We start from the raw sequence: 23,842 nt of genomic DNA on the forward strand, positions 1-23,842 counted from the left end.
GCTTAGCCTTCGCGGCCATCCACCCTGGCGCGCCACAGGTACGGCGCATACACATACGCATACAGGCCAAAGGCCAGCGACCAGCAGGCGCCCGCTGCCAGCAGCAGCGGCATGGCCAGCGTTGCGGGACCGACGGCGGCCAGCAGGCGCGCCAGCGCGCCCAGCTGGATCAGCCAGTACATCGCCGCTTCCGCCGTGCCGCCTTTCAACGGCCGCCCCGTGTGGCCCAGGGTGGTACGCGTCATCATGCCGATGATCAGGCCCGCCATCGAGCCCACCGTCAGCGCGTGAAGCGCGGCGCTGGCCGGCAGCAGACCCAGGCTGGCGGCCGCCAGCAGCGCAAAGCCGATGCCTATCCACGCATACGACAGGTGCAGTATCCACAGCAGCGGCACGCCCAGGGTGCGCTGCGGCTGCCATGCCAGCAGGTTGGCCAGCGAGACGCCGGCAGCGCAGAAAGCCAGCGGCGCCGTCAGCCAGGCCGGCGCGCCGGCCAGCCACGCGATCGCGGCCGCCGCCATGCAGGCCACGGCGATCAAGGCCCGCCGCGGGCTGGCCACCGGCGTGCTGCCAGGCGCGCCATTGCGGGTAAACATGGGGATCACGCGCGCGCCGATCACCGATTCGATCAGCACGATGATGAAGATGGCCGCCTGCACGGGCAGGAACAGCGACAGCGGCAGCCAGCCCAGCGCGGCCGCGTGGAACAGGCCATTGGCCAGCGCCAGCAGGGCCAGCAAGCCGACGAGGAACAGGTTGCGCGTATTGCCCGAGCGGCGCAGCACCCGATACAGGGGCCAGGCGGCCAGCGGCAGGAACAGCCAGTCGACCAGCGCCGTCAGCAGGCTTGGCCCGCACAGCATGGCCACGCGCCCCGCCAGCCACAGCGCCGCCAGCGCCATCAACGGCGCGCCATGCGGCGTGGGCAAGCCCGTCCAGTTGCGTCCCGCCGTGTACAGGAAGCCCACGACGACGGCCAGCGCGAAGCCGAACACCATTTCATGCATATGCCAGCCCGGCCCCACGTGCAAGCCGCCCGCCAGCACGCCGAAGTAGCTGGCCAGCCACAGGGGAATGCTGATGGCCGCAAACACGGCCGCCAGCAGGTAAAACGGGCGGAAACCCAGTTGCCAGACGGCGTGGCCGGCATGCCAGGGCGCCGCGCCGGGGGCGGAGGGAGAAGGAGATGGTTCGCTGATCGGGGTAATGGCCATGATGGGCTCGCATTTAAAGATATATTCAATATACTACTTTAAAAGCGCAGCTGCCGCCATCGGCAAAAGGATTAGACGGCTAGCCCGCAAGGACTAGCCGCCGGCGCAGGCTACTTGCCCTGGCGGTGTTCGACCGCGTACACTGCCGCCTGCACGCGGCTGGTGAGGTTGAGTTTTTTCAGCACGTTCTGCACGTGGATCTTGACCGTGCTTTCGGCCAGGTCCAGCGTGCGCGCGATGCCCTTGTTGCTCTCGCCGCGCGACAGGCAGTCGATGATTTCCTTTTCGCGCGGTGTGAGCTTGTCGAGTTCCGACACGGGCTCCTCGCGCCGCGTGCCCGCCTGCAGCTGCGCCACCAGCTTGCCCGTCATGGCTTCGGCGATGACGACTTCGCCGGCGGCCGCGCGGCGGATGGCGCGCACCAGGTAATCGGCGTCGATATTCTTGATCAGGTAGCCGCAGGCGCCCGCGCGCAGGGCCGTCGCCAGGTCTTCCGCATCTTCGGACACGGTCAGCATGACGATGGCCGTGTCCGGGCAATCGTGCTGCATCAGCTGCAGCGCTTCCACGCCGGACATGCCGACCATGTTCAGGTCCAGCAGCACCACGTCGGGCTGCAGCTGGATGGCGCGCTTGATGCCTTCCACGCCATCGGCCGCCTCGCCCACGACGGAAAAGTCCGTATGCCGCTGCAGCAGCGAGCGTATGCCGCTGCGGAACAGCGCGTGGTCGTCCACCAGCATGACGGTGATCGGTTTATCGGGTGTCTCCATTTTTTTGTACTTTCAGGTGGTTACTTAGGCGGCGCGGCGCTGTTCGCGCGACAAATGCAGTTCGACGGTGGTGCCGCCGCCAGGACAGGCGTGCACGTCGAACGTGGCGTCGATGCGCTGCGCGCGCTCGCGCATGATGTGGATGCCGACATGGCTGTCGCCCTTTTCCAGCACGGCGCAAGCGTCGAAGCCGACGCCATTGTCGCTGATCGTCAAGGTAAAGTCCTGGTGGTCGGCAAGGCGCACCTCGACGTGGCTGGCCTGGGCGTGCTTGCGGATGTTCGACAGCGCTTCCTGCACGATGAATAATAACTGCAATTGCTGCTCGCGGGGGAATGGCGCGCCGTCGACATCGGCCAGCAGTTCGGAGTCGATGCCCGTCTGGCGGCGGAATTTGTCCACTGCGGCGCGCAGGGAGCCGATCAGGTCATCTTCCATCAGGCGGCTGCGGAAATTGGCCAGCAGTTCGCGCACGTCCTCGTAGCTTTCCTTCACGCCCGCATGCAGGGCCGGCACGATGCCCGCCACCTCGTCGAAACGGGCGTTGCGCACGGAGTCGTCGAGCATCTGCACTTGCAGGTTGAGGAAATTGAGGCTTTGCGCGATGCTGTCGTGCAGCCCCTGCGCCACCAGGTTGCGCTCTTCGGAAATGGCCATTTCGCGTTCGCGCGCGGCCAGGCGCAGGTTTTCCAGCGCGATGCCCAGCAACTGGCCCAGCGTTTCCAGCAAGGCCAGCTCGCGCGCGGAAAACACGCGCGCATGGCGGAAATGCAGGTTGAAGAAGCCCAGGTGCTGTTCATGCGCGTGGATATGGAAGACGGAAACGGTGGCAAAGCCCTCGCGGTGGCAGCGCAGCTCGTGCGCCTTGTCGATGCGGCGCATGTCGTGCACCTTCGCCACCTTCATCTCGACGGCCGTGCCGCACAGGCAGTCGCCCACCTTCAGGCAGTGCTCGGACGCCACCAGTTCTTCGGACAGGCCGTGGTGCACCACCATGTGCAGGTTGCCCCGCTCGGCGTCGAGCACGCGCACGGTGGAGCCGTCGGCCTCGAAATAGTCGACGATGCGCTGCATGAAGCCGCCGCAGATGTCTTCCAGCGGCTGCGGGCGCTGCAGGAAGGCGGCGCTTTCGTACAGCAGCGCCAGTTCGCGGTTGCGGTATTCCAGCGTGGCCGTCTTGCTGCGCACGCCCTCTTCCAGGTTGCCGTACAGCGCCTGCAAGCGGTCGGCCATCTGGTTGAAGCCACTGGCCAGTTGGCCGAATTCGTCATTGCTCTCGACGGCCAGGCGCACGCTGAAATCGCGTTCCTTCATGCGCTGCATGCCCAGCCGCAGGCGCGTAACCGGTTCGATGATCAGCATGAACATCAGGTAAATCATGCTGACCGTGCCGATGACGGCCATGCCGACGAGGATCAGTTGCGATGCGCGCAGCCAGAAGGTGCGCTGTTCGCTATCGTGCTCGATCAGGCGCACCAGCTGGTCGACCTGGCCCACGAAGGTGTCGGCGTCATGTTCGAACTGGCGCGCGCGTGCGCTGGAGTCGGCGGCCAGGGCGGCCGGACGCAGGGCGCCGCGCCAGGCGGTGCCGATGCGCTCGAATTCGGATTTGATGGCGCTGCTGGGCGGCAGGAACAAGGGGCGCTGCGGGTCGCCATGGCCGATCTTGGCCAGGGTCTCGTCGATCAGCAGCACTTGCTGGCGCGCCTGCTCGCCCGCGTCGCTGGCCAGCAAAAGGGTCAGGCGGTAGGTCTGCATGCGCAGCCGGCCCGTCTCGTTGATGGCGGCCGAACTGCCTTCGAGCTGCCACGACAGGAACAGGGTGCAGCCGATGGCACTCAGGGCCAGCACCAGCATGAGCAGCAGCGCGCCGACGATCTTGGTCGACAGCTTCTGCCAGGAGGAAAACATCGCTTTAAATTTCATACACCCTTTACTTGGCACCGCCCCGTTCAGCCTCCGGTTTGGGCCATAAAACGGATAATCTTGTCCGGCTGCGTATTGAAATCGTGCTGCTGCGGCTTGAGTTCGATGGCGGCGCGGATCGCCGCCTCGATCTCCGCATCCGTGGCCCCGCCGCGCAGCATGGGGCCAAAGGCGAATTTTTCTTCCTGGCCCAGGCACAAATACAGGGTACCATCGACGGACAGGCGCACGCGGTTGCAGGTGGCGCAAAAGTGCTGCGACATGGGCGTGATGAAACCGATGCTCGAGCGCCCGTCAGGGGTCGCCATGTAGCGCGCCGGCCCGCCACCGAGCTCCATCGCCTGCGGCACCAGGCCAAAGCGGGCCGCCAGGCGCTCGCGCACGGGACCGAGCGGCATGTAGCGGGCATTGCGGCCCGTGCTGCCCATCGGCATGGCTTCGATCAGGCGCAGAATGAACTGCTGCTCGATGCAGAAGGCCGCCATGGCCTCGATCTGGCTGTCATTGACGCCGCGCATGGCCACCATATTGATCTTGATCGGGTCGAAACCGGCCCCCTTGCCCGCCATCAGGCCATCGAGAATCGGCTGCAGGCTGTCGCGCCCCGTGATCTGCTGCATGCAGGCGCGGTCCAGGGAGTCCAGGCTGACATTGATGCGGTCCACGCCGGCCGCACGCAGGGCCGCGGCATGCTTGCCCAGCTGCGTGGCATTGGTCGACAGCGACAGGTCCTGCAAGCCGGGCAGCGCGGACAGCCGCCGCGCCAGCTCCGGCAGGTTGCGCCGCAACAGGGGCTCGCCGCCCGTCAGGCGCACGCGGCGCGTGCCGAGGCGCACAAAAATACCCAGCAGGCGCTCGATCTCGTCGAACGTCAGCCAGTCCTTCGGCTCTTCGAAACCGCGAAAGCCCTTGGGCATGCAATAACTGCAGCGCAAATCGCAGCGGTCGGTGACGGACAGCCGCACATAATCGATCGAACGACCAAAACGGTCCTGCAACTTAACGCTACCCATGACGCTACTCCTGTTTCTTCCTTGATTGTAAAGGCTGGGGCACGATCTGGCTGTGCCCCAGAAGGCCTAGCGGCCTACGCCTTCCGGTCTATTGCACTAACGGACTGGCTGTGCCTTCCAGCTCGACACCAGCGATCTCCGCGCGCCCCACCAGCAAGTGCAGATACTGGTGCACAGCGCGCTGCCACGCGGCCCGCGACAGGCGGTCGGCGATCTGCGCCTGCACCGCCTCGTAGGCGATGGCCTGGCCTTCGACCCGGCGCAGCACCTGCACGATGTGGTAGCCGAAGCGCGTTTCCAGCAAATGGCCAGCCAGCGCACCCTCTTCCAGGCGGAACAGCAGCGCGTCGAACTCCGGCACGCTCTGGCCCGGCGACAGCTGGCCCAGGTTGCCCCCCAGGGCGCCCGAGGGGCAGTTCGAATACTGCGCCGCCAGTTCGCCGAAGCGCTCGGGTGCCAGCTTCAGGGCGTCGAGCACGGCTTGCGCCGTGGCCCGCAGCAGTTCCAAAGGCGCCTCCGGCGTCACTTGGAACAGGATGTGGCGCGCCTCGACCAGCGCCCCGCTACTGAACAGCTGCGGGCGCTGCGCATAAAAGGTGCGGCAAGCCGCATCGTCGGCGGGCGGCACGCGCACTTCCTGCGCGAACAGCGCTTCGATGCGGTCGTCAAGGCTGACGCCCTGCACGCCGAGGCGTTCGACCTCGTCTTGCAGCAGTCGGCGCAGCACCAGTTCATGCACGGCCTGTTTCAGCGGATTGCCGGCGCCGTCGTGATGCGGCAATTCCTGCGCGATGTCGGCATCGTCGATATCGATGCCATTGACGGAAATTCCCATGATGTAGCTCCTTTCTTAGCGGCGGCGCACCAACTGATAGGCGCGGCCCAGGTATCCGATGGCGCCGAAGCCGCTCCACACGTGCACCAGGCGGGTGAACGGGAAGATGACGAACAGCGACATGCCCATGAACAGGTGCAGCTTGAACACCAGCGGCGCATCGACGATGAAGCTGGCCGCGTCGCCGCGGAAGGTCACGATGTGCTGCGCCCAGTTCATCAGCAAGACCATCATGTGGCCATCCATGTGCGAAGCGGAGACGAAGATCGACGACAGTCCCAGCAGCAAGGTCAGCAGGATCCACACCATCACCAGCTTGTCGCCGGCCGTGGTGACGGCGCGCAAGCGCTCATTGGAAAAACGGCGCACCAGCAGGATCAGGATGCCGGCCAGGCACAGGCCGCCCATCACGCCGCCTGCCGCCATGGCCACGCCCTGCTTCAGGCTGTGCGACACACCCAGCGTATCCCACACCCAGACGGGGGTGAGCAAGCCGGCCGCATGGCCGAACAGCAGGCCGATGATGCCGATGTGGAACAGAATATTGCCCAGGCGCAGGCTGCCGCGGTGCAGCAGCTGGCTGGAATCGGACTTCCACGTGTATTGCTCGCGGTCGAAGCGGATCAGGCTACCGAGAAAAAAGATGGCCAGCGCGATGTACGGGTAGATGCCGTAGACGAATTGATGCAGATAATGACTCATGATGTACTCCTCTTCATGCGGATGCCGGGCGCCGCTCAGGCGGCGCGCCGCGGCTGCGGGTGAAAATGCACGGGATGGACGCCGCCCGCGACCTGGCCCGGGCCCTGGCGCAGCAGCGGCTCGACGCCGTCCGCGCCGGGACCGAAGGTTTCCAGCGCTTCATCCATGTCGCGCACCGGCGGTTCGGCCAGCATTTCGGCCGCCACGGGACTCAGGCGTTCGAGCAAGGTGAAGACGGGCGCGTACGGGCTGCCGTTGGCCGTCAGCTTGCGGCCGATGTGCGCCAGCACGTGGACGGCGTCTCCCAGCAGCGGCGCCGAAACCGCCTCGTCGAGCTGCGCCAGGAATTCCAGGAACAGGGGCACGAAGTCGGGTAAGTCGTCGCCCACCATCTGCAGGCCATGGCGCTTGTATTCCTCCATCAGGTCGACCATGGCCTGGCCCCGGTCGCGCGATTCGCCGTGGATATGCTCGAACAGATGCAGCGAGTGCGACGGATTGCGGTCGAAGGTGGCCACGTACTGCTGCTGCAGGTCGATCAGGCTGCTGCTTTCCAGGTGTGCCAGCAAGGGCCGCAGCAGCGCGTGCTGTTCCGGCACGGCCGCCAGCGCCGCGTCCAGTTGCGGCAGGTGGACGATCAGCTCGGGCTCGGGATACAGCAGCAGGCGAGAAAGGACTTGGTAATGATGCATAGCGTGTTCCATATGAGCTCCTTAAGCGCCAGGCGCCGTTTTGCGCGACTTCGGCATCTGCATGAAGATGGCCGAACCGTGTTTTTTCTTGCCGAACAAGGTCGGTTCGCTGGTGCCGTCCGAACAGCCGTTGCCGAAGCTGAAACCGCACGAACCCTTCTCGTTGAAGCTGTCCTCGGCCATTTCCTTGTGGCTGCTGGGAATGACGAAGCGGTCTTCGTAATTGGCGATGGCCATGATGTGGTACATGTCCTCCACCTGCGCCTTGGTCAATCCCACCTGTTTCAGAACCGTGAGGTTCTCCACCTTCTCGACTGTCTTGCTGCGCATGTAGGCACGCATGGCCAGCATGCGGTCCAGCGCCGAGACGATGGGCGGCTGGTCGCCGGCCGTCAGCAGATTGGCCAGGTACTGCACGGGAATGCGCAGGCTTTGCGTATCCGGCAGCATGCCGTTCACGCCCAGCTTGCCCGATTCGGCGGCCGCCTGGATCGGCGACAGCGGCGGCACGTACCACACCATCGGCAAGGTGCGGTATTCCGGATGCAGCGGGAACGCCACTTTCCACTCGACGGCCATCTTGTAGACGGGCGACTTGACGGCAGCTTCCAGCCACAGGTCGGGGATGCCCTGGCGGCGCGCCTCGGCGATGATGGCCGGGTCGTGCGGATCGAGGAACAGGTCGAGCTGCGCCTGGTACAGGTCCTGCTCCTGCGGCACGGAGGCGGCGGCCTCGATCTTGTCGGCGTCATACAGCAGCACGCCCAGGTAGCGGATGCGGCCCACGCACGTTTCCGAGCACACGGTCGGCTGGCCAGCTTCGATGCGGGGGAAGCAGAAGGTGCACTTCTCCGCCTTGCCGGACGACCAATTGTAGTAAATCTTCTTGTACGGGCAACCGGAGATGCACATGCGCCAGCCGCGGCACTTGTCCTGGTCGATCAGCACGATGCCGTCGTCTTCGCGCTTGTACACGGAGCCGGACGGGCAAGACGCCACGCACGTCGGATTGAGGCAATGCTCGCACAGGCGCGGCAAGTACATCATGAAGGTGTTTTCGAACGTGCCGTACATCTCCTTCTGCATGTTGTCGAACAGTTTATCTTTGCTGCGCTGGGCGAATTCGCCGCCCAGGTCATCTTCCCAATTCGGGCCCCACTCGATCTTCTCCATCTTTTTCCCCGTCAGCACGGAGATGGGACGGGCCGTCGGCGGCGTCTGCGACAGCGGCGCGCTTTGCAGGTGCTCGTAGTCGTAGGTGAACGGCTCGTAATACTCGTCGATGGCGGGCAGGTTCGGGTTGGCGAAGATATTCGCCAGGATTTTCAGACGGCTGCCCTGGCGCGGCTCGATCTTGCCCGCGTCCGTGCGGCGCCAGCCGCCATTCCACTTGTCCTGGTTTTCCCACTGCTTCGGATAGCCGATGCCTGGCTTGGTTTCCACGTTGTTGAACCATGCGTACTCGACGCCGTCACGGCTGGTCCACACGTTCTTGCAGGTGACGGAACAGGTGTGGCAGCCAATGCACTTGTCCAGGTTCAGCACCATGCCGATTTGCGCTCTGATTTTCATACTATGCTCCTTCTTCCTGCAACGGGCCTTCGAGCCAGTCGACCTTGTTCATCTTGCGCACCAATACGAATTCATCGCGGTTGGAGCCCACCGTGCCGTAGTAATTGAAGCCGTACGCCAGTTGTGCGTAACCGCCGATCATGTGCGTCGGTTTGGGCACGGCGCGCGTCACCGAGTTATGGATGCCGCCCCGCTTGCCCGTCATCTCCGCGCCAGGCACGTTGATGATCTTTTCCTGGGCGTGGTACATCATCGTCATGCCGGCCGGGATGCGCTGGCTGACGATGGCGCGCGCCGTCAGGCTGCCATTCACGTTGAACACCTCGATCCAGTCGTTGTCGACGATGCCGGCCGTCTGCGCGTCGGTTTCCGACAGCCACACGTGCGGTCCGCCGCGCGACAGGGTCAGCATGCGCAGGTTGTCCGAATACGTGGAGTGGATGCCCCACTTCTGGTGCGGCGTCAGGAAGTTCAGCGCCAGTTCCTTGTTGCCGTTCGGCTTGGTGCCCAGCAGCGCTTCCGTCGTCTTCGTGTTGATGGCCGGCTTGTACACGCACAGCCCCTCGCCAAAATCGCGCATCCACAGGTGATCCTGGTAAAACTGCTGGCGGCCCGTCAGGGTGCGCCATGGGATCAGTTCATGCACGTTGGTATAGCCGGCCGTGTAGCTGACTTCTTCGCTTTCCAGGCCCGACCAGGTAGGCGAGGAAATGATCTTGCGCGGCTGCGCCTGCACATCGCGGAAGCGGATGCTGTCATGCTCGCGCGGCAGCGCCAGGTGAGTATGCTCGCGTCCCGTGATGGCGGACAGCGCGGCCCAGGCTTTCACGGCCACGTGGCCATTCGTTTCCGGCGCCAGCGACAGGATCATTTCGGCCGCATCGATGGCCGTATCGAGGCGCGGCTGGCCCTTCGACACGCCCTCGTCGAGCACCGTGCGGTTGATGCCGCGCAGGACCTCGACTTCATGCCCCGTTTTCCAGGAAATGCCCTTGCCGCCGTTGCCGATGGTTTCCAGCAGCGGACCGATCGAGGTAAATTTCTTGTAGACGTCGCGGTAATTGCGCTCGACCACCGTCATGTTCGGCATGGTCTTGCCGGGAATGGCGTCGCATTCGCCCGCGCGCCAATCCTTGGGATCGAAAGGCTGCCCCAGTTCACCCGGGGTGTCGTGCATCAGCGGCGTCAAAATGATGTCTTGCTGGGTGCCCAGCAGCTCGCCGCCGATTTCCGAGAATTTCTCGGCGATGCCCTTGTAGATTTCCCAGTCCGATTTCGATTGCCACAAGGGTTGCACGGCTTCCGACAAGGGGTGGATGAACGGATGCATGTCCGACGTGTTCAAGTCGTCCTTTTCATACCAGGTGGCCGTCGGCAGCACCACGTCGCCATACAGACACGTGGTCGACATACGGAAGTCCAGCACCACCAGCAGATCGAGCTTGCCTTCGGCGGCCGGGCGCACCTTCACCTGCTTCGGCGTGATGCAGTCGTCTTCGTCACTGAGCAAGCCGTTCTGCGTGCCGAGCAGGTATTTCAGGAAGTACTCGTGGCCCTTGCCCGAGCTGCCGAGGATGTTCGAGCGCCAGACGAACATATTGCGCGGAAAGTTGGCCGGATTGTCCGGGTCGTCGCACGAGAACTGCAGCTGGCCCGCCTTGATCTGGTCGAGCGCATATGCGGCCGGCGCCTGCCCTGCCGCCTTGGCGGCCTTGGCCACTTCCAGCGGATTGGTTTGCAGCTGCGGCGCCGATGGCAGCCAGCCCATGCGCTCGGCCTTGGCGTTGTAGTCGAGCAGGGTCAGGTCGCCCGTGCCGCCGGCCGCCGATGGCGAAGCGATGTCGCCCGTTTCCAGCTTTTCGTGGCGCCATTGGCTCGTGTGGGCATAGAAGAACGAAGTGCCGTTCATCTGGCGCATCGGACGCACCCAGTCCTGGGCGAAGGCCAAAGGCGTCCAGCCCGTTTGCGGACGCAGTTTTTCCTGGCCCACGTAATGGGCCCAGCCGCCGCCCGACTGGCCGATACAGCCGCACATCATCAGCATGTTGATGATGCCGCGATAGGTCATGTCCATGTGGTACCAGTGATTCAGGCCGGCGCCCACGATGACCATGCTCTTGCCGCGCGTCTGGTCCGCGTTTTCCGCGAACTGGCGCGCCACCGTGATGACGTCGGCGCGCTTCACGCCCGTGTGCTTCTCCTGCCATGCTGGGGTGTACGGCACGTCGTCGTCATAGCTTTCGGCCACGTTTTCGCCGCCCAGGCCACGGTCGATGCCGTAGTTGGCCAGGGTCAGGTCGAACACGGTGGTGACCAGGCCCGTCGTGCCGTCGGCCAGGCGGATGGTTTTCACCGGCACCTTGCGCAGCAGCATGTCCGACGCATCCTTGCCGCCGAAGTAGGCAAAGCCCACTTCCGTGACGGCGTCGCTGTCGTTGATCATGGAGAGCATCGGCACGATGGGCGCGCCGCTGCCGCCCGCCTTCTGTTCCAGGTTCCACTTGCCCGATTCGCCCCAGCGGAAGCCGATGGAGCCGGCCGGCGCCGTGATCGCGCCCGTGGTTTCATCGATGACGAGGGTTTTCCATTCCGGATTGTTGGTTTCGTCGAGGTTGTTGTCCAGGTGCGAAGCGCGCAGGAAGTAGTCGGGCACCAGGGTGCCGTTATGCTCCTTGAGCAGGACCAGCATCGGGAAGTCCGTGTACTGGCGCGCATAGTCGCGGAAGTAGGCGCTCTGCCCTTCCGAGTGGAATTCCTTGAGGATGACGTGGCCCATGGCCAGCGCCAGCGCGGCGTCCGTACCCTGCTTGGGCGCCAGCCAGATGTCGCCGAACTTCACCATTTCACCGTAGTCGGGCGAGATGGCCACGGTTTTCGTGCCCTTGTAGCGCACTTCCGTGTAGAAGTGGGCGTCCGGCGTGCGCGTCATCGGCACGTTCGAACCCCACACCATCAGATAGGTCGAGTTGTACCAGTCGGCAGATTCCGGCACGTCCGTCTGTTCGCCCCACACTTGCGGGCTGGCCGGCGGCAAGTCGCAGTACCAGTCATAGAAGCTCAGGGCCACGCCGCCGATCAGCGACAGGTAGCGCGTGCCGGAGGCATAGCTGACCATGGACATGGCGGGAATCGGCGAAAAGCCGACAACGCGGTCCGGGCCGTATTTCTTGATCGTCAGCGCATTCGCGGCGGCGATGATTTCATTCGATTCGTCCCACGTGGCGCGCACGAAGCCGCCCAGGCCGCGGATGGATTTGTATTGTTTCGAGCGTTCCTCATCCTGGCTGATCCAGTCCCAGGCCGTGACGGGGTCCATGGTCTTGCGCGCTTCGCGCCACATTTCCATCAGGCGGCCGCGCACCATCGGGTATTTCACGCGCTGCGCCGAATACACGTACCAGGAATAGCTGGCGCCGCGCGGGCAGCCGCGCGGTTCGTGGTTGGGCAGGTCGGGCCGCGTGCGCGGGTAATCGGTTTGCTGGGTTTCCCAGGTGATCAGACCATTCTTGACATACACCTTCCAGCTGCACGAGCCGGTACAGTTCACGCCATGCGTGGAGCGCACGATCTTGTCGTGCTGCCAGCGCTGGCGGTAGGCGTTTTCCCAGGTACGGTCTTCATCGACCACGGTGCCATGGCCGTTTGAAAACGGCTCGGCGGGCTTGCTAAAAAATTTCAGGCGGTCCAGAAAGTGACTCATGCTACCTCCACAGTGCGCCGCAGGCAGCGGCGCCAGGTCTTAAAAAACGCTGCAAGCAGGATGGCTCAAGCGTCGATACAAACAGTCTATCGATGTGCCATGCCCGGCGGTATTGGCAAAAAGTCGGTTTCCGGCACCAGGAATGCATAGGCGCGTAGTCACCCGGATAGTCACTATTGCCTATGGGCGGCAAGGCGGCGCTGCGGTATACCTGTCGTCATCGTTCAACACAGAGAAAGAGCACCATGTCGATTACCGATTACGCCAGCCTGCTGCATAGCGCCCGCAACCAGGAACAGCCGCAACGCCTGCTGTTCACCTTTACCCAGGCGCAGGCCCAGCCTGGCGGCCAGGGCAAGTCCCTCACGCCCGTGATGTGCGCCGACAAGCTGCCTGAGGAACTGGACAGCTTCGAGACATTGAAGGAGGAGTCGAAGCAGATGCAGACGCACTGGGACGTGGTCTTCGTGGCGGGCCTGGCGGGCCAGGACGGCCAGCCGCCGGCGGCGCAGGAATGCGAAGCGCCCCTGCGCGCCATGGTGACGGCCATCGAGCAAGGCCGCATCGACAGCCTGCTGGCGTTTGACCGCAGCGGGGATTTGTTACGTTTTAGCTGAATCCGGCCAAGGGCGCTCGTGAAGGTGGCGCGCCCTTTCGATGGGACAGACCAGCGGCAAGAACTGCTGCTGGCGCGCCGAATACGCCATCAGCGCCCCGCTGTCGATGTCGAAATACCATCCATGCAATTTCAATAACCCCTGCTCCACCCGCCGTTTCAGCCATGGGTAGGTGAGCAGGTTGTCCAGCGACTGCAGGATGCTGGCCAGTTCGCACGCATGGTGCTGTTCCGCCGACGAGCGGTGCGCCAGCTCGCGCCGCACTCGCTGCGCCACCGGTTCGGCAATGCGCATCCACTGTCCCACGAAGTCCGTTTCCTGGCCTTCCGCGCGCGGCTGCGGTTCCAGCAGCGCACGGATGCCGCCGCAGCGCGCATGCCCGAGCACGATGACCCTGGCCACTTCCAGCTTGCAGACGGCAAACTCGATGGCCGAACTGACGCCGGGCGGCGCGTCGGGCGTGCACGGCGGCACCAGGTTGGCGATATTGCGCACGACGAACATGTCGCCCGGATCGCTGCCCGTCAGCAGCATGGGATCGACCCGCGAATCGCAGCAGCCGATCAGCAGGGTCGAAGGCCGCTGCCCGTCGCGCAGGCTGTCGTACAAGGTTTGCGGCTCGCTGAAATACTGCTGCTGAAACAGGCTGAAGCCGTTGACGAATTTTTCCAGTTCTTCCATGACATACTTTCATTTCCTCAACGTCTGGCAAGAACGACTTGCCAGACGTTCTAACTAGCAAGGCATCGGCGCGTTTTTACGGGCGTAGCACCACCAGGTGATGGCGATGCAGCTGACATAAAAGCCGATGAAGCACCACAGGGCCGCGTCGGGGCTGCCCGTCAGCGAGATCGAGGTGCCATAGCTTTTCGGGATGAAGAAGGCGCCATACGCAGCCACAGCCGAGGTGAAACCCAGGACGGCAGCGCCTTCCTTGTTGGCGTCGACGATGGCTTGCTCCTGCTCCGCCTTGCCCTTGCCGGCGGCCGCGCGCTGGTGTTCCGTCAAGAAGATCACGGGGATCATGCGGAAGGTCGACGCATTGCCGATACCGGTGCCGGCAAACAGCAGCATGAACATCCAGAAGAAACCGGTGAAGCTGCCACCCACACCGGCTTGCGGCATGAAGTACAGCACGCCCAGCACGGCGCCGATCATCAGCAGGAACGACCATAACGTGACGCGGGCGCCGCCCAATTTATCGGAAATCACGCCACCGGCCACGCGCGCCAGCGCACCGACCAGGGGGCCGAGGAAGGCGTAATCGAGCGGGTTCACGTCGGGGAACTGGATCTTGATCAGCAGCGGAAAGGCGGCCGAATAACCGATGAAGGAGCCGAAGGTACCCGTGTACAGCCAGCACATGAGCCAATTGTGCTTGCGCTTGAAGATCACCGCCTGTTCGGAAAACGAAGCCTTCGCCGACGCCAGGTCATTCATGCCGAACCAGGCCAGCAAGGTGCTCAAGGCGATGAACGGCACCCAGATAAAGCCCGCGTTTTGCAGCCACATGTCCTTGCTCACGCCATTCTTGACCCAGGTGAGCGAATCGCCGCCCCAGGCGCCGAAGACGGCGAAGGTGATCACCAGCGGCACGACGAACTGCACCACCGACACGCCCAGGTTGCCCAGGCCCGCATTCATGCCCAGCGCGAAGCCCTTGCTCGCCTTGGGATAGAAAAAGCTGATGTTGGCCATCGACGAGGCGAAATTGCCGCCACCGAAGCCGCACAGCAGGGCCAGGATCAGCATGGTCGGATAGCCCGTGTTCACGTCCTGCACGGCCAGGCCGATGCCGATGGCGGGAATCAGCAGGGATCCCGTGGAAATGGCCGTCCAGCGGCGCCCGCCGAAAATCGGCACCATGAACGAATAAAAGATGCGCAAGGTGGCGCCGGACAGGCCCGGCAAGGCCGTCAGCCAGAACAACTGGTTGTTACTGTAGGTGAAGCCGATGTTGGGCAGGTTGACCACCACCACGCTCCACACCATCCACACGGCGAACGCCAGCAGCAGCGCGGGAATCGAGATCCACAGATTGCGCGCGGCCGTGGCCTTGCCCGTGTTTTGCCAGAAGCTCGGGGTTTCCGGCTCCCAGGTGTTAATCATATAGCGGCTCATGCTTTTGCTCCTGCAGATTGAGGGATAGGTGCCGCGCGCAGCGGCTTGAACGAGAAATACATCCAGACGAGGGAAACGCAGACGGTGCCGTACAAGAGCATGAAGGAGCTCGAACGCACGCCGGTGAAGTCCACCAGGGCGCCGAACATCACGGGCAGGATGAAGCCACCGAGACCGCCGGCCAGGCCTACCACGCCCGAGACGGCGCCGATATTGTCGGAAAAATCATCGCCGATGAACTTGAAGACGGATGCCTTGCCCACGGCCATGGCGATGCCGACGATGAACAGCAACACGGTGAACCACAGCGGCGACAGGCCGATATGGAAGGCCAGCGGCCCGGTGACGGTCTCCACCACCATCTGGGTTTGCGGATACGACAGCAGGAAGAAGCACACCCAGCACACCCACATCACGGCCCAGGTGACTTTCGCCGCACCGTATTTGTCGGAAATCCAGCCGCCAAACGCGCGCAGCACGCCGCCCGGCAGCGAGAAGCAGGCGGCCAGCAGCGCCGCGTGCTTCAGGTCGAAGCCGTATTCGGCCACGTAATACTTCGTCATCCACAGCGCCAGCGCCACGTAGCCGCCGAACACCACCGAGTAATATTGGCAGTAGCGCCACACGCGGGGATCCTTCAGCACCTTCATCTGCGCCGAAAAACTTTCGCCCGACGGCGCGAGATGCGCTTTGTCCGAGTACGAAAACAGCCAGAAGATGATGGCAGTAGCCAGCATGGCCACCGCATACACCTTGGGCAGCATTTGCCAGCCGAAAGCGGCGACGATGCCGGGCGCGACGAACTTGGTCAGCGCGGAACCGGAGTTGCCGGCGCCGAAGATGCCCATCGCCAGGCCGCGGCGCTCCTTTTCATACCAGCGCGCCACGTAGGGCGTGCCGACGGAAAACGAACCGCCTGCCAGGCCCACGAACATGCCCAGCACGAGGAAATGCCAATAGGCGGTGGCGTAGGAGATCAGGTAGATTGGCACCACGCTGGCCAGCATCAGCCAGAAGAAGACGCGGCGTCCGCCGTATTTGTCCGTCCAGATGCCCAGGGGCACGCGCACGAGGGAACCCGTCAGCACGGGCATGGCGGCCAGCAGGCCGAATTGTGTTTCAGTCAATCCCAGGCTGGTCTTGATGGGGATGCCCAGTACGGCAAACATCATCCAGACTGCAAAGCAGATGGTAAATGCGAAGGTGCTGCTGACCAACACGGAAAACTGCTTGCGCCGCATGCCGGGTTCGACTGCCTTGTTACTACTGTTGTTCTTAGTGCCATCTAGGGTAGCCACGATGTTTCTCCATGAATGCACTGGCCGTCTGGCCAGCCGTCCCGACCAGCTTACGTGGCAGAGGGGAAAGGCACTATCGGTCACAGGGTGATTCTGGAAAGGCAATCTGGATAGCCGTATCGGCAAAAGTGACTAGATGGCGCGGCGCGGACCTAGCCTGGATGGCGGGTGTTTTACAAGCGGAGGGATTTTTGGCACACTCGGCGCCTGGAGAAAAAGGAGCGGCATGCAGAACAGGCACGAAACAGACCCCATCATCACCCGCGTGGCCCGGGCTGGCGATGTGGCAGCCATGCTGGCCTGCGATGCGTACGCGCAGGCGCACGCCAGCCGGGGCGATGCAATACGCGCCGCCGTCGGCCAGGGACACTGTCTGGTGGCCATCCGGGCTGGCCAGGTGGCCGGCTATGCCCTCCTGCACGGCGACTTCTTCGGCTACGGCTTCGTCTCGCTGGTGGTGGTCGCCCCCGGGCAGCAGCGGCGCGGCGTGGGGCGGCGCCTGCTGGCGGCGGCCGAAAGTGCCTGCCATACGGCCAAGCTGTTCACCTCGACGAACCAGTCCAACAGCGCCGCGCAACGGCTGTTCGCCAGCGCGGGCTTCGTGCGCAGCGGGCAGATCGACCATCTCGACGAGAACGACCCTGAACTGGTGTATGTCAAATTCCTGCGCTAGGGCGGCCTTATCCTGACGGCGTATGGCGCGGCGGGCCAAAGGCGGCTATGCTGGCGCCATCGTCAATCAACGCCCACCACCACACGCATGGATTATCTGAGCCTCAAGCATTTCCACATGGGTTGCGCCGCCGCCAGCGGCTTTCTTTTCCTCTTGCGCGGCGCGTGGATGCTGCGCGCCGCGCCCGCCTTGCAGCAGCGCTGGGTGAAGATATTGCCGCACCTGGTCGACACGGCCCTGCTGGCCAGCGCCATCACCCTGGCCGTGTGGAGCGGCCAGTCGCCGGGCAGCCAGCCGTGGCTGGCCGCCAAGCTGTGCGCGCTGGTGGCTTACATCGTGCTGGGTACCATCGCCCTGAAACGCGGCAAGACGCCTGCCGTGCGCGGCACCGCCTTCGCGCTTGCCGTGCTGGTATTCGCCTACATCGTCGCGGTGGCCGTGACCAAGCAGGCCTGGCCACTCTGATGCATCAGAACATGTAGCGCAGCGTGACGCTGGCGTTGCGCGGCGCGCCCCAGTAACCCTGGTTGTACATGCCAAGCTGGCTGTAGTAATGCTTGTCGAACAGGTTGTTGACGTTCGCCTGCAGGGACAGCTGGCGCGACAACGCGTATTTCGCCATCAGGCTGGCCACGGCATAGCCGCCCTGCTCCACGCGCTCCGTGCCCTTCGGCCCGGTGGCGTCACGGTAGGCGCCGCTCTGCCAGTTCACGCCGCCTCCCACCGATAACGCGCGCCAGTCGCCACGCAGCTGATACGTGGAAAACACGCGCGCCAGGGTCTGCGGCACATAGCTGTTCAGGCGTGCGCCCGTGTTGTCCTCGGCCGCCGCGTGCGACACGCTGGCCGACACATTCCAACCCTTTGTCAGCTCGCCCGAGACGTCCAGTTCCACGCCCTTGCTGGTGGTGCCGGCAGCCGCGTAATACGCCTGCGTCAGCGAATTGCCGACGAAATGCCCCGTGTCCTCCTGCGCCAGGCCGTCTTGCGCGATGCGAAACACGGCCAGCGCCGCGTTCAATCGGCCGCCGAAATACTCGCCCTTCACGCCCGCTTCCACATTCTTGCCCTGCACGGGATCGAGATAGCGGCCGAAGCGGTCCTGGTTACCCTGCGGCTTGAAGATTTTGCTGTAGCTGGTGTACAGCGCATGCTGCGCATCGATATCCCACACCAGGCCCGCGTACGGCGTGACGGCGTGCTTGGCATACGCATAGCTGCCGCCCCAGTCGTCGACGTGGTCCGCCTTGTAGCGGCTGTAGCGCGCGCCGACGATCAGTTTCAAGGGGTCGGCCAGCGAAAAGCGCGCCGTACCGTAGATGCCGCGCTGCTGCACCGTGTCGAGCAGCTGCCAGCGCGAGAAACTCGGGGCGTTCCAGTCCGGCTCCGGCGCCACGCCCTGCCACTGGTAGAAATTGCCGTAATCGACGCTGCTGCCGGCAATACCCGGATTGCTGGAGAACTGGTTGCTGCCGGAGACGCCGAACGCCAGGTCGTGCGTGCGCCCCAGCAGCTGCACCGGTCCTTGCACATAGGCGTCGACGCTGTCCTGGCGCCGCGTGCCCGAGTAAAACCCTGTGTAGCCCGTCACGCCCTGGCCCGTGGCCTTGTCCGGCCAGGTATTGGCGAAAAGCTCGGCTGCCGAATAATTGCCCCAGCCGTGATTCAGCATGGCCGTCAGGTTCCAGCCCTTGCCCAGGTCCTGCTCCAGGCGCAAAAAGGCCGTCTGGCTGGTGCTGAACCAGCGGCTCCAGGTGGTTGCCGTGGTGGCGGAACGGGGCAAGGTGGCCCGTTCGCCATCCGCATACCACAGCGGCAAGCCGCCATACATGCCGCCGCGCGGGCGATTATCCTGGTACTCATAGCCGGCAATCAGCACGCTGCCGGGCGCCAGGTCCGCTTCCACGGTGGCATACGCCATGGCTTTCTTGGCGTGATACAGACTCACATACGATTCGCTATCCTGGTAGCTGGCCACGACACGCCCGCGCACCTTGCCATCCGTGGTGAGTGGCGTGGAGACGTCCGCGCTGGCGCGCGCATTGCTCCAGGAACCCAGGCTCAGGGCTGCATTCCCGGCCAGTTGCCGGGATGACGCACGCTTGCGCACCAGGTTGATGGTGGCCGACGGTTCACCCGCGCCCGTCAGCAGGCCCGTGGCGCCGCGCACAATCTCGACCCGGTCGTAGGCCGTCATGTCCAGGGTGCTGTCGCCCACGCTGAACGCATTGTCGACCGTGGTGGGGATGCCATCGTATTGATAGCTGGCGATGGAAAAGCCGCGCGCGAAGAACGAGGTGCGGTCGCTGTCGTAGCGGTTGATGGCCACGCCGGCCGCGTTTTGCAGCACCTCTTCCACCGTTTGCAGGTTCTGGTCATCCATCTGCTGACGCGTGACCACGCTGACGGCTTGCGGCGTCTCGCGCACGGACAGGCCCAGGCGCGTGGCCGAGCGCATGGTCTGCGTCGTATAGGAACCGCTGCCTTCCGTCGCACCGTTCGCATCAAAGCTGGCGCTGACCTTCATCTCGGGCATGGTCTGGCCGCCATCGGCCGCCGCCACGTCGAGCACATAACCGCCGTTCGCCTGCGGCACGGCGCGCAAGCCCGAGCCGGCGACGATGGCGTCCAGCGCTTGCGGCACGCTGTAGCTGCCCGCCAGACCCGCGCTGCGCTTGCCCGCCACGGCGGCGGCCTGGTAGGAAATCATGGTACCAGTCTCCTGGCCGAAGCGCACCAGCACCTGTTCCAGGGTACCGGCGGGTATCGCCAGCTCGATGCGCGCCGCATTGGCTGCCTGCGCAAGGGGTGCGGCTGCCGAGGCGCCGCCGGCGGCGAGCAGCCACAGGGCGTGGCTGACGGCCAGCGCCGCCACGCTGCGGCGGCATGTGCTGGAAATGGAAGAGGCGTAAATAGGTGTTGTGCTGGGCATGCGGACTGTTTTCCTGAAAGTGAATGAAGGGTTCACTCGCTATGTCACGCGAAAATCGAAAACCCCTCATTTTTTCGGAAAATAATCACGGGTGCTTCCGATGCGGCACCACGCTCACCCAGAAGCGCGTGCTCTGGCGCACGTCGACGGGCAAGGTTCGCGTCAGCATGTCGAGCACTTGCGTCGTGTCGGCCAGCGGATAGATGCCCGACACGCGCAGGTGGGCGATGGCCGGATCGCAGGCCAGGCGCCCATGGCGATAGCGGGCCAGTTCGCCGACAAAATCGGCCAGCGGCATATCGTGCGCCACCAGCATGCCGGCCGTCCACGCATCCGCGCCGGCAGGCAAGGTTTGCACGCTACCGATCTGCGCCGCCGTGAAGCTGGCTTGCTGGCCGGCCTGCAGCCTGCGCACGGCGGCGGGCGCCTGTTCCGGCAGAATATCGACGGCGCCCGCGAACACGCCCAGGTGCGTGCGTCCCCCTTCCGCGCGCACGGCAAAACGCGTACCCACGGGCTGCAAGCGGCCTTGCGCCGTGCGCACGAAAAAAGGACGGCCAGCCGTATCGCGCGCCGTCCTGACCATGATCTCGCCTTTTAACAAGGTCACCAGGCGCTGGCCCGCATCGTAGCGCACCTCGATGCTGGACGCCGTGTTGAGCGCGATGCGCGTGCCGTCTGCCAGCACGATGTGGCGCAGCTCGCCCGTGCCGGTGCGGTAATCGGCCAGCCAGAAGGCCGCCTGTTCGTCGCCGCCCGCCAGCCAGGCGCCGCCGCCCACGGCCAGCAGCGCCAGCAGCTTGAGCGACTGCCGGCGCGCCGCGTTGGCCTGCGCATGCGCGGGCTTGCGCGCCAGGGTGCCGTGCGCCAGCGGCGCGGGCAAGGCACGCATGCGCGCCATGCAGCCTTCCACGTGCTGCCAGGCTTGCTCGTTTTCCGGGTCGCTGCCGCGCCAGGCGCGCCAGGCTTGCTCCACTTCAGGCGTGGCGTCTCCGGCCTGCAGGCGCACCAGCCATTCGACAGCCTGCAGACTGGCCGCTTCCGGCGTCAGGGCGCCCATCACGGCGCCGACGGGGAAAAGAAGCACTGGTGCATGGCTTTGACCAGGTGGCGCTGCACGGTGGCCAGCGAGATGTTCAGTTCCAGCGCGATGGCCGCCTGCGGCATGCCGTCGAGCTGCGACAGCAGAAAAGCGCGGCGCACGGCGGGCGCCAGGCCATCGAGGCGGCGGTCGATGTCGAACAGGGCTTCGAGCAGGATCGCCTGCGCCTCGGGATCGGGCGCGCACTGCGCGGGCAGGTTGGTCAGGGTTTCCAGGTAGGCCGCTTCCAGGTCGCGACGGCGGTACAGATTGCCCAGCACACCCTTGGCCACCGTCGTCAAAAAGGCGCGCGGCTCGCGCGCGGCGATGGCCTCGTCGCGGTTCAGCAGGCGCATGAAGGTGTCGTGCGCCACGTCGGCCGCGTCAAACGCGTTGCCCAGCTTGTGCCGCAGCCAGCCTTGCAGCCAGCGGTGATGATCGTGATACAGGCTGCCCACCTCCTGGTGAACGCCGGATTGGGCTGCCGACACGTCGCATGCTCCCTGGGTCGCAAATAATAATGATTCGCATTCTATATCTAGGCGGTGCTGCGGCGCAAGCGGCCTGCAAATGCCAGTTTGACGCGATTCTTTCCAAAATTGCTAGGCTGACCACGTCCGCCGGCGCAATGCACGGTGCAAGTTCTACCGGGCGCGCCTCGGCACGCGGCAATGATAGTATTGACAACATCACCCAGCCGGCCATCCTGGCCTGGCGTCCCTCCATTGAAAGGCAAACATGCTGTTATCTGAACTGCTGACCAAGCTGACCTGCGGTGACCTGGAAGGCGAGGAACTCGACGCGGCCGTCACCGCCATCACCAACGCGCCGTCCGCGCCACGCGACGAGTGGATCGACAGCGATGCGCATGCCTACGCGGTGGCGATCCTCTGGCACCTGGCTGGCTATACGGCGTCGGGCGACAAGCTCGATGAGCTGCACGAACAGATACAGGACATGTTCGACGAATTCCCCGACTTTCCGTACGCAATGCTCGAGGGAGGCGACGGTAGCGCGCTGCCCTATTTCGAGTGGCTGGACGCGGAACTGACGCAGCGCGCCGTGGACGAAGGCGGCTATGACCTGATCCAGATCGACGGCAACGGCACCGACCAGATGGATGCGCTGGTCGTGTACCGGCGCGATACAAACGACATCATCCAGGCGGCGGCATTGATGGGAGTGACGATAGGCCGCCCGCTCACCTACTATCGCGGCATCGAAGCGATGGCGGGCAAGCGGCCGGGGTAAGGATCAACGCCTATTGCATCGGCAAGGCCGCTACATCGACGGCTGGTGCCTGCCCCGTCGCGGGCCGCGTGAAGTTCTGGCTGGTTTTCACGTAGTCGGCAAAGAAGCCGCCGTTACGCAGGTAGAACTTGCCGTTTTCCAGGCCGCCCGCATAATCCATGCGCTGCCCATTGGTGGCCGTGGCGTCGCCCGTGAACCTCCCTGCCGTCACTTCGAACCAGGCGCCTGAAACGTTCCTCGCCCACTGGTTGCCGAACTGGACGCGGCGCTCCGTGTAGCCCAGGGTATCGATGAAGTTCTCGAGGAAGGAATGCACGCCCGTCAAATACGTGGAAATCGCCGGGCGCTTCCAGGTGGCGATATAGCGCCATTTGCCCGTCTCGGGCGCGTAGAACCAGGCCGAGTAATCGCTGCCGCCCTTGCCGTCCGGCCGCGCGCGCGTGATGAAGCGGTACGTGGTGCCGGCCGCCCAGTTGTACGACAAATAGGTCTGGCCGCCCGTGCCTTCGCCGCCGAACGCGTTGTCGACCACGCCGGCGCCCTTGCTGACCAGGGTGGTCTTCGCGCCATTGTCGGCGTCCCACACGGAAAACAATATCCAGCGCTCGCTGGGCGACTTCACCTGGATGCCCATGTAGCCCTGGCCGAAGCCGTTGGCCATGAAGTAGGAACCGATGGCGTCCTGGCCCACGGGTATCGTCATCTCGTTATAAAAATACTCGGTATTGGCCGGCACCGTGTAGCCCATGTGCACGGACGGCCCGCGCCGCGACCAGTAGTAGTTGGCCGGGTCGCTGGCGTAATTAAGCGCCGCGTTCGCAGTCACCTTCAGCGCGGCCACGTCGCCGAACGTGGCTTTTGCACGCGTCAACCCCTGCATGTCCACCTTCACATAGCCGGCCGCCGTCACATTGACCGTGCCGACGGCATAGGTCTTGCGGGCCTTGCCGGCCAGCTTGACGTCGAACGGCGCGCCATTGATCTTCACGCGGATGGTGCTGTTGCCGCCATCGGCCAGGCTGGCATCGAGCGCCACCTGGACGGGGCCCGCCCCGTCCACGCGGAAATACGTGCTGGCGACGGCATCGGGATTGCTCCAGCCGGCCAGGCCATGCTCGTCGATGACGGCGCCCTTGTCTCCGCTGGTGATGAAGGCATTGCCGGCGAGTTCCACGGTGGCGGGCGTGACCGCTGCGGCCACGCCCGTAGCCAGCAAGGCAGTGCCGCCCATGTCCGGGGTAGCGGTGGCAGTGGCGCCGCCGCAGGCTGCCAGCAGCAATGGCATGGCGGGAAGAACTGCGCAGAGTAATGAACTTCTATGTTTCATCAACGTCTCCTGGTGGTACGGCGTGCAACAGGCGCAAGAAGTCCTGCGGCGTACGCCGCGGTTGAAAAACGGATCGGGACAGAAAAAACCCGCTACGGCGGCAGGCGCGGTAGCG

General features: G+C 64.4%; 20 protein-coding genes. 4 read left to right on the plus strand and 16 right to left on the minus strand.

Features of this window, described 5'->3' with window-relative positions:
• Positions 1-2 precede the first annotated feature (2 nt).
• The 9 genes from O0879_RS05860 to O0879_RS05900 form a co-directional block, all read right to left on the minus strand.
• Entirely contained in the window at positions 3-1,214 is a 1,212-nt protein-coding gene (locus O0879_RS05860) for an NnrS family protein (protein WP_289915304.1), read from the minus strand.
• Positions 1,215-1,324: 110 nt separating this feature from the next.
• Complete coding sequence (locus O0879_RS05865; RefSeq protein WP_289915306.1) at positions 1,325-1,987, minus strand: response regulator; 663 nt, start codon at positions 1,985-1,987, stop codon at positions 1,325-1,327.
• A gap of 24 nt (positions 1,988-2,011) precedes the next feature.
• Positions 2,012-3,913 carry a type IV pili methyl-accepting chemotaxis transducer N-terminal domain-containing protein gene (locus O0879_RS05870; protein WP_289915308.1) on the minus strand — a complete coding sequence of 634 codons (1,902 nt, stop codon included), beginning with the start codon at positions 3,911-3,913 and terminating at the stop codon, positions 2,012-2,014.
• 26 nt (positions 3,914-3,939) lie between these two features.
• Entirely contained in the window at positions 3,940-4,926 is a 987-nt protein-coding gene (gene moaA / locus O0879_RS05875) for a GTP 3',8-cyclase MoaA (protein WP_289915313.1), read from the minus strand.
• An 88-nt stretch (positions 4,927-5,014) separates the two neighbouring features.
• Positions 5,015-5,761 carry a peptidylprolyl isomerase gene (locus O0879_RS05880; RefSeq protein WP_289915314.1) on the minus strand — a complete coding sequence of 249 codons (747 nt, stop codon included), beginning with the start codon at positions 5,759-5,761 and terminating at the stop codon, positions 5,015-5,017.
• A gap of 15 nt (positions 5,762-5,776) precedes the next feature.
• Positions 5,777-6,463, minus strand: coding sequence for a respiratory nitrate reductase subunit gamma (narI, locus tag O0879_RS05885; protein ID WP_289915316.1), 687 nt, complete (start codon positions 6,461-6,463; stop codon positions 5,777-5,779).
• 35 nt (positions 6,464-6,498) lie between these two features.
• On the minus strand, positions 6,499-7,167 hold the full coding sequence (narJ, locus tag O0879_RS05890) for a nitrate reductase molybdenum cofactor assembly chaperone (RefSeq protein ID WP_289915319.1): 669 nt from the start codon (positions 7,165-7,167) through the stop codon (positions 6,499-6,501).
• A 9-nt stretch (positions 7,168-7,176) separates the two neighbouring features.
• Positions 7,177-8,727: a nitrate reductase subunit beta gene (gene narH, locus O0879_RS05895; protein ID WP_251348990.1), complete on the minus strand. Its 1,551-nt coding sequence runs from the start codon at positions 8,725-8,727 to the stop codon at positions 7,177-7,179.
• A 1-nt stretch (position 8,728) separates the two neighbouring features.
• On the minus strand, positions 8,729-12,427 hold the full coding sequence (locus tag O0879_RS05900) for a nitrate reductase subunit alpha (RefSeq protein ID WP_289915321.1): 3,699 nt from the start codon (positions 12,425-12,427) through the stop codon (positions 8,729-8,731).
• A gap of 245 nt (positions 12,428-12,672) precedes the next feature.
• On the opposite strand from O0879_RS05900, the gene O0879_RS05905 reads away from it, so the two are divergent.
• On the plus strand, positions 12,673-13,044 hold the full coding sequence (locus tag O0879_RS05905; protein WP_289915322.1) for a ribonucleotide reductase subunit alpha: 372 nt from the start codon (positions 12,673-12,675) through the stop codon (positions 13,042-13,044).
• On the opposite strand, the gene O0879_RS05910 is transcribed toward O0879_RS05905, so the two are convergent.
• The 3 genes from O0879_RS05910 to O0879_RS05920 are packed head-to-tail and all read right to left on the minus strand — an operon-like array spanning position 13,030 to position 16,406.
• Entirely contained in the window at positions 13,030-13,725 is a 696-nt protein-coding gene (locus O0879_RS05910) for a carbonic anhydrase (RefSeq protein ID WP_077403725.1), read from the minus strand. The genes O0879_RS05905 and O0879_RS05910 overlap by 15 nt on opposite strands.
• 54 nt (positions 13,726-13,779) lie before the next feature.
• The gene (locus O0879_RS05915) at positions 13,780-15,165 is read right to left on the minus strand and encodes a NarK family nitrate/nitrite MFS transporter (RefSeq protein ID WP_251348993.1); all 1,386 of its coding nucleotides are present in this window, start codon (positions 15,163-15,165) and stop codon (positions 13,780-13,782) included.
• A complete protein-coding gene (locus O0879_RS05920) occupies positions 15,162-16,406 on the minus strand; it encodes a nitrate/nitrite transporter (RefSeq protein ID WP_289916157.1) in 1,245 nt (414 codons plus the stop codon). Before O0879_RS05920 ends, O0879_RS05915 begins: the two co-directional genes overlap by 4 nt.
• 283 nt (positions 16,407-16,689) lie before the next feature.
• On the opposite strand from O0879_RS05920, the gene O0879_RS05925 reads away from it, so the two are divergent.
• Together O0879_RS05925 and O0879_RS05930 are read left to right on the plus strand one after the other, a co-directional pair.
• Positions 16,690-17,136 (plus strand): GNAT family N-acetyltransferase, encoded by a 447-nt coding sequence (locus O0879_RS05925; protein ID WP_289915324.1) that lies wholly within the window; start codon positions 16,690-16,692, stop codon positions 17,134-17,136.
• Positions 17,137-17,223: 87 nt separating this feature from the next.
• Complete coding sequence (locus tag O0879_RS05930) at positions 17,224-17,601, plus strand: SirB2 family protein (protein ID WP_289915325.1); 378 nt, start codon at positions 17,224-17,226, stop codon at positions 17,599-17,601.
• A gap of 4 nt (positions 17,602-17,605) precedes the next feature.
• Here O0879_RS05930 and O0879_RS05935 read toward each other — a convergent pair whose 3' ends face one another.
• From O0879_RS05935 to O0879_RS05945, 3 genes are all read right to left on the minus strand, one after another.
• On the minus strand, positions 17,606-20,068 hold the full coding sequence (locus tag O0879_RS05935; RefSeq protein ID WP_289915327.1) for a TonB-dependent receptor: 2,463 nt from the start codon (positions 20,066-20,068) through the stop codon (positions 17,606-17,608).
• An 85-nt stretch (positions 20,069-20,153) separates the two neighbouring features.
• Positions 20,154-21,155 (minus strand): FecR domain-containing protein, encoded by a 1,002-nt coding sequence (locus O0879_RS05940; RefSeq protein WP_289915329.1) that lies wholly within the window; start codon positions 21,153-21,155, stop codon positions 20,154-20,156.
• Positions 21,128-21,640 (minus strand): sigma-70 family RNA polymerase sigma factor, encoded by a 513-nt coding sequence (locus O0879_RS05945; protein ID WP_289915330.1) that lies wholly within the window; start codon positions 21,638-21,640, stop codon positions 21,128-21,130. Before O0879_RS05945 ends, O0879_RS05940 begins: the two co-directional genes overlap by 28 nt.
• Positions 21,641-21,887: 247 nt before the next feature.
• Here O0879_RS05945 and O0879_RS05950 point away from each other — a divergent pair, with 247 nt between their 5' ends.
• Positions 21,888-22,400, plus strand: a complete 513-nt coding sequence (locus O0879_RS05950) for a hypothetical protein (protein WP_289915333.1) — start codon at positions 21,888-21,890, stop codon at positions 22,398-22,400.
• Between the two features lie 10 nt (positions 22,401-22,410).
• On the opposite strand, the gene O0879_RS05955 is transcribed toward O0879_RS05950, so the two are convergent.
• Positions 22,411-23,727: a DUF3472 domain-containing protein gene (locus O0879_RS05955; RefSeq protein ID WP_289915335.1), complete on the minus strand. Its 1,317-nt coding sequence runs from the start codon at positions 23,725-23,727 to the stop codon at positions 22,411-22,413.
• Positions 23,728-23,842 lie beyond the last annotated feature (115 nt).

Origin of the sequence: Janthinobacterium sp. SUN120 (genome assembly GCF_030397735.1) — a bacterium.
In the GTDB taxonomy this organism is placed as follows: Bacteria; Pseudomonadota; Gammaproteobacteria; order Burkholderiales; family Burkholderiaceae_D; genus Janthinobacterium; species Janthinobacterium kumbetense.

Excerpts from the sequence above, each read along its gene's own strand:
- O0879_RS05860 (WP_289915304.1), bottom strand. The coding sequence starts at position 1,214 with ATGGCCATTACCCCGATCAGCGAACCATCTCCTTCTCCCTCCGCCCCC.
- O0879_RS05865 (WP_289915306.1), bottom strand. The coding sequence starts at position 1,987 with ATGGAGACACCCGATAAACCGATCACCGTCATGCTGGTGGACGACCAC.
- O0879_RS05870 (WP_289915308.1), bottom strand. The coding sequence starts at position 3,913 with ATGAAATTTAAAGCGATGTTTTCCTCCTGGCAGAAGCTGTCGACCAAG.
- moaA (WP_289915313.1), bottom strand. The coding sequence starts at position 4,926 with ATGGGTAGCGTTAAGTTGCAGGACCGTTTTGGTCGTTCGATCGATTAT.
- O0879_RS05880 (WP_289915314.1), bottom strand. The coding sequence starts at position 5,761 with ATGGGAATTTCCGTCAATGGCATCGATATCGACGATGCCGACATCGCG.
- narI (WP_289915316.1), bottom strand. The coding sequence starts at position 6,463 with ATGAGTCATTATCTGCATCAATTCGTCTACGGCATCTACCCGTACATC.
- narJ (WP_289915319.1), bottom strand. The coding sequence starts at position 7,167 with ATGGAACACGCTATGCATCATTACCAAGTCCTTTCTCGCCTGCTGCTG.
- narH (WP_251348990.1), bottom strand. The coding sequence starts at position 8,727 with ATGAAAATCAGAGCGCAAATCGGCATGGTGCTGAACCTGGACAAGTGC.
- O0879_RS05900 (WP_289915321.1), bottom strand. The coding sequence starts at position 12,427 with ATGAGTCACTTTCTGGACCGCCTGAAATTTTTTAGCAAGCCCGCCGAG.
- O0879_RS05905 (WP_289915322.1), top strand. The coding sequence starts at position 12,673 with ATGTCGATTACCGATTACGCCAGCCTGCTGCATAGCGCCCGCAACCAG.
- O0879_RS05910 (WP_077403725.1), bottom strand. The coding sequence starts at position 13,725 with ATGGAAGAACTGGAAAAATTCGTCAACGGCTTCAGCCTGTTTCAGCAG.
- O0879_RS05915 (WP_251348993.1), bottom strand. The coding sequence starts at position 15,165 with ATGAGCCGCTATATGATTAACACCTGGGAGCCGGAAACCCCGAGCTTC.
- O0879_RS05920 (WP_289916157.1), bottom strand. The coding sequence starts at position 16,406 with ATGCGGCGCAAGCAGTTTTCCGTGTTGGTCAGCAGCACCTTCGCATTT.
- O0879_RS05925 (WP_289915324.1), top strand. The coding sequence starts at position 16,690 with ATGCAGAACAGGCACGAAACAGACCCCATCATCACCCGCGTGGCCCGG.
- O0879_RS05930 (WP_289915325.1), top strand. The coding sequence starts at position 17,224 with ATGGATTATCTGAGCCTCAAGCATTTCCACATGGGTTGCGCCGCCGCC.
- O0879_RS05935 (WP_289915327.1), bottom strand. The coding sequence starts at position 20,068 with ATGCCCAGCACAACACCTATTTACGCCTCTTCCATTTCCAGCACATGC.
- O0879_RS05950 (WP_289915333.1), top strand. The coding sequence starts at position 21,888 with ATGCTGTTATCTGAACTGCTGACCAAGCTGACCTGCGGTGACCTGGAA.
- O0879_RS05955 (WP_289915335.1), bottom strand. The coding sequence starts at position 23,727 with ATGAAACATAGAAGTTCATTACTCTGCGCAGTTCTTCCCGCCATGCCA.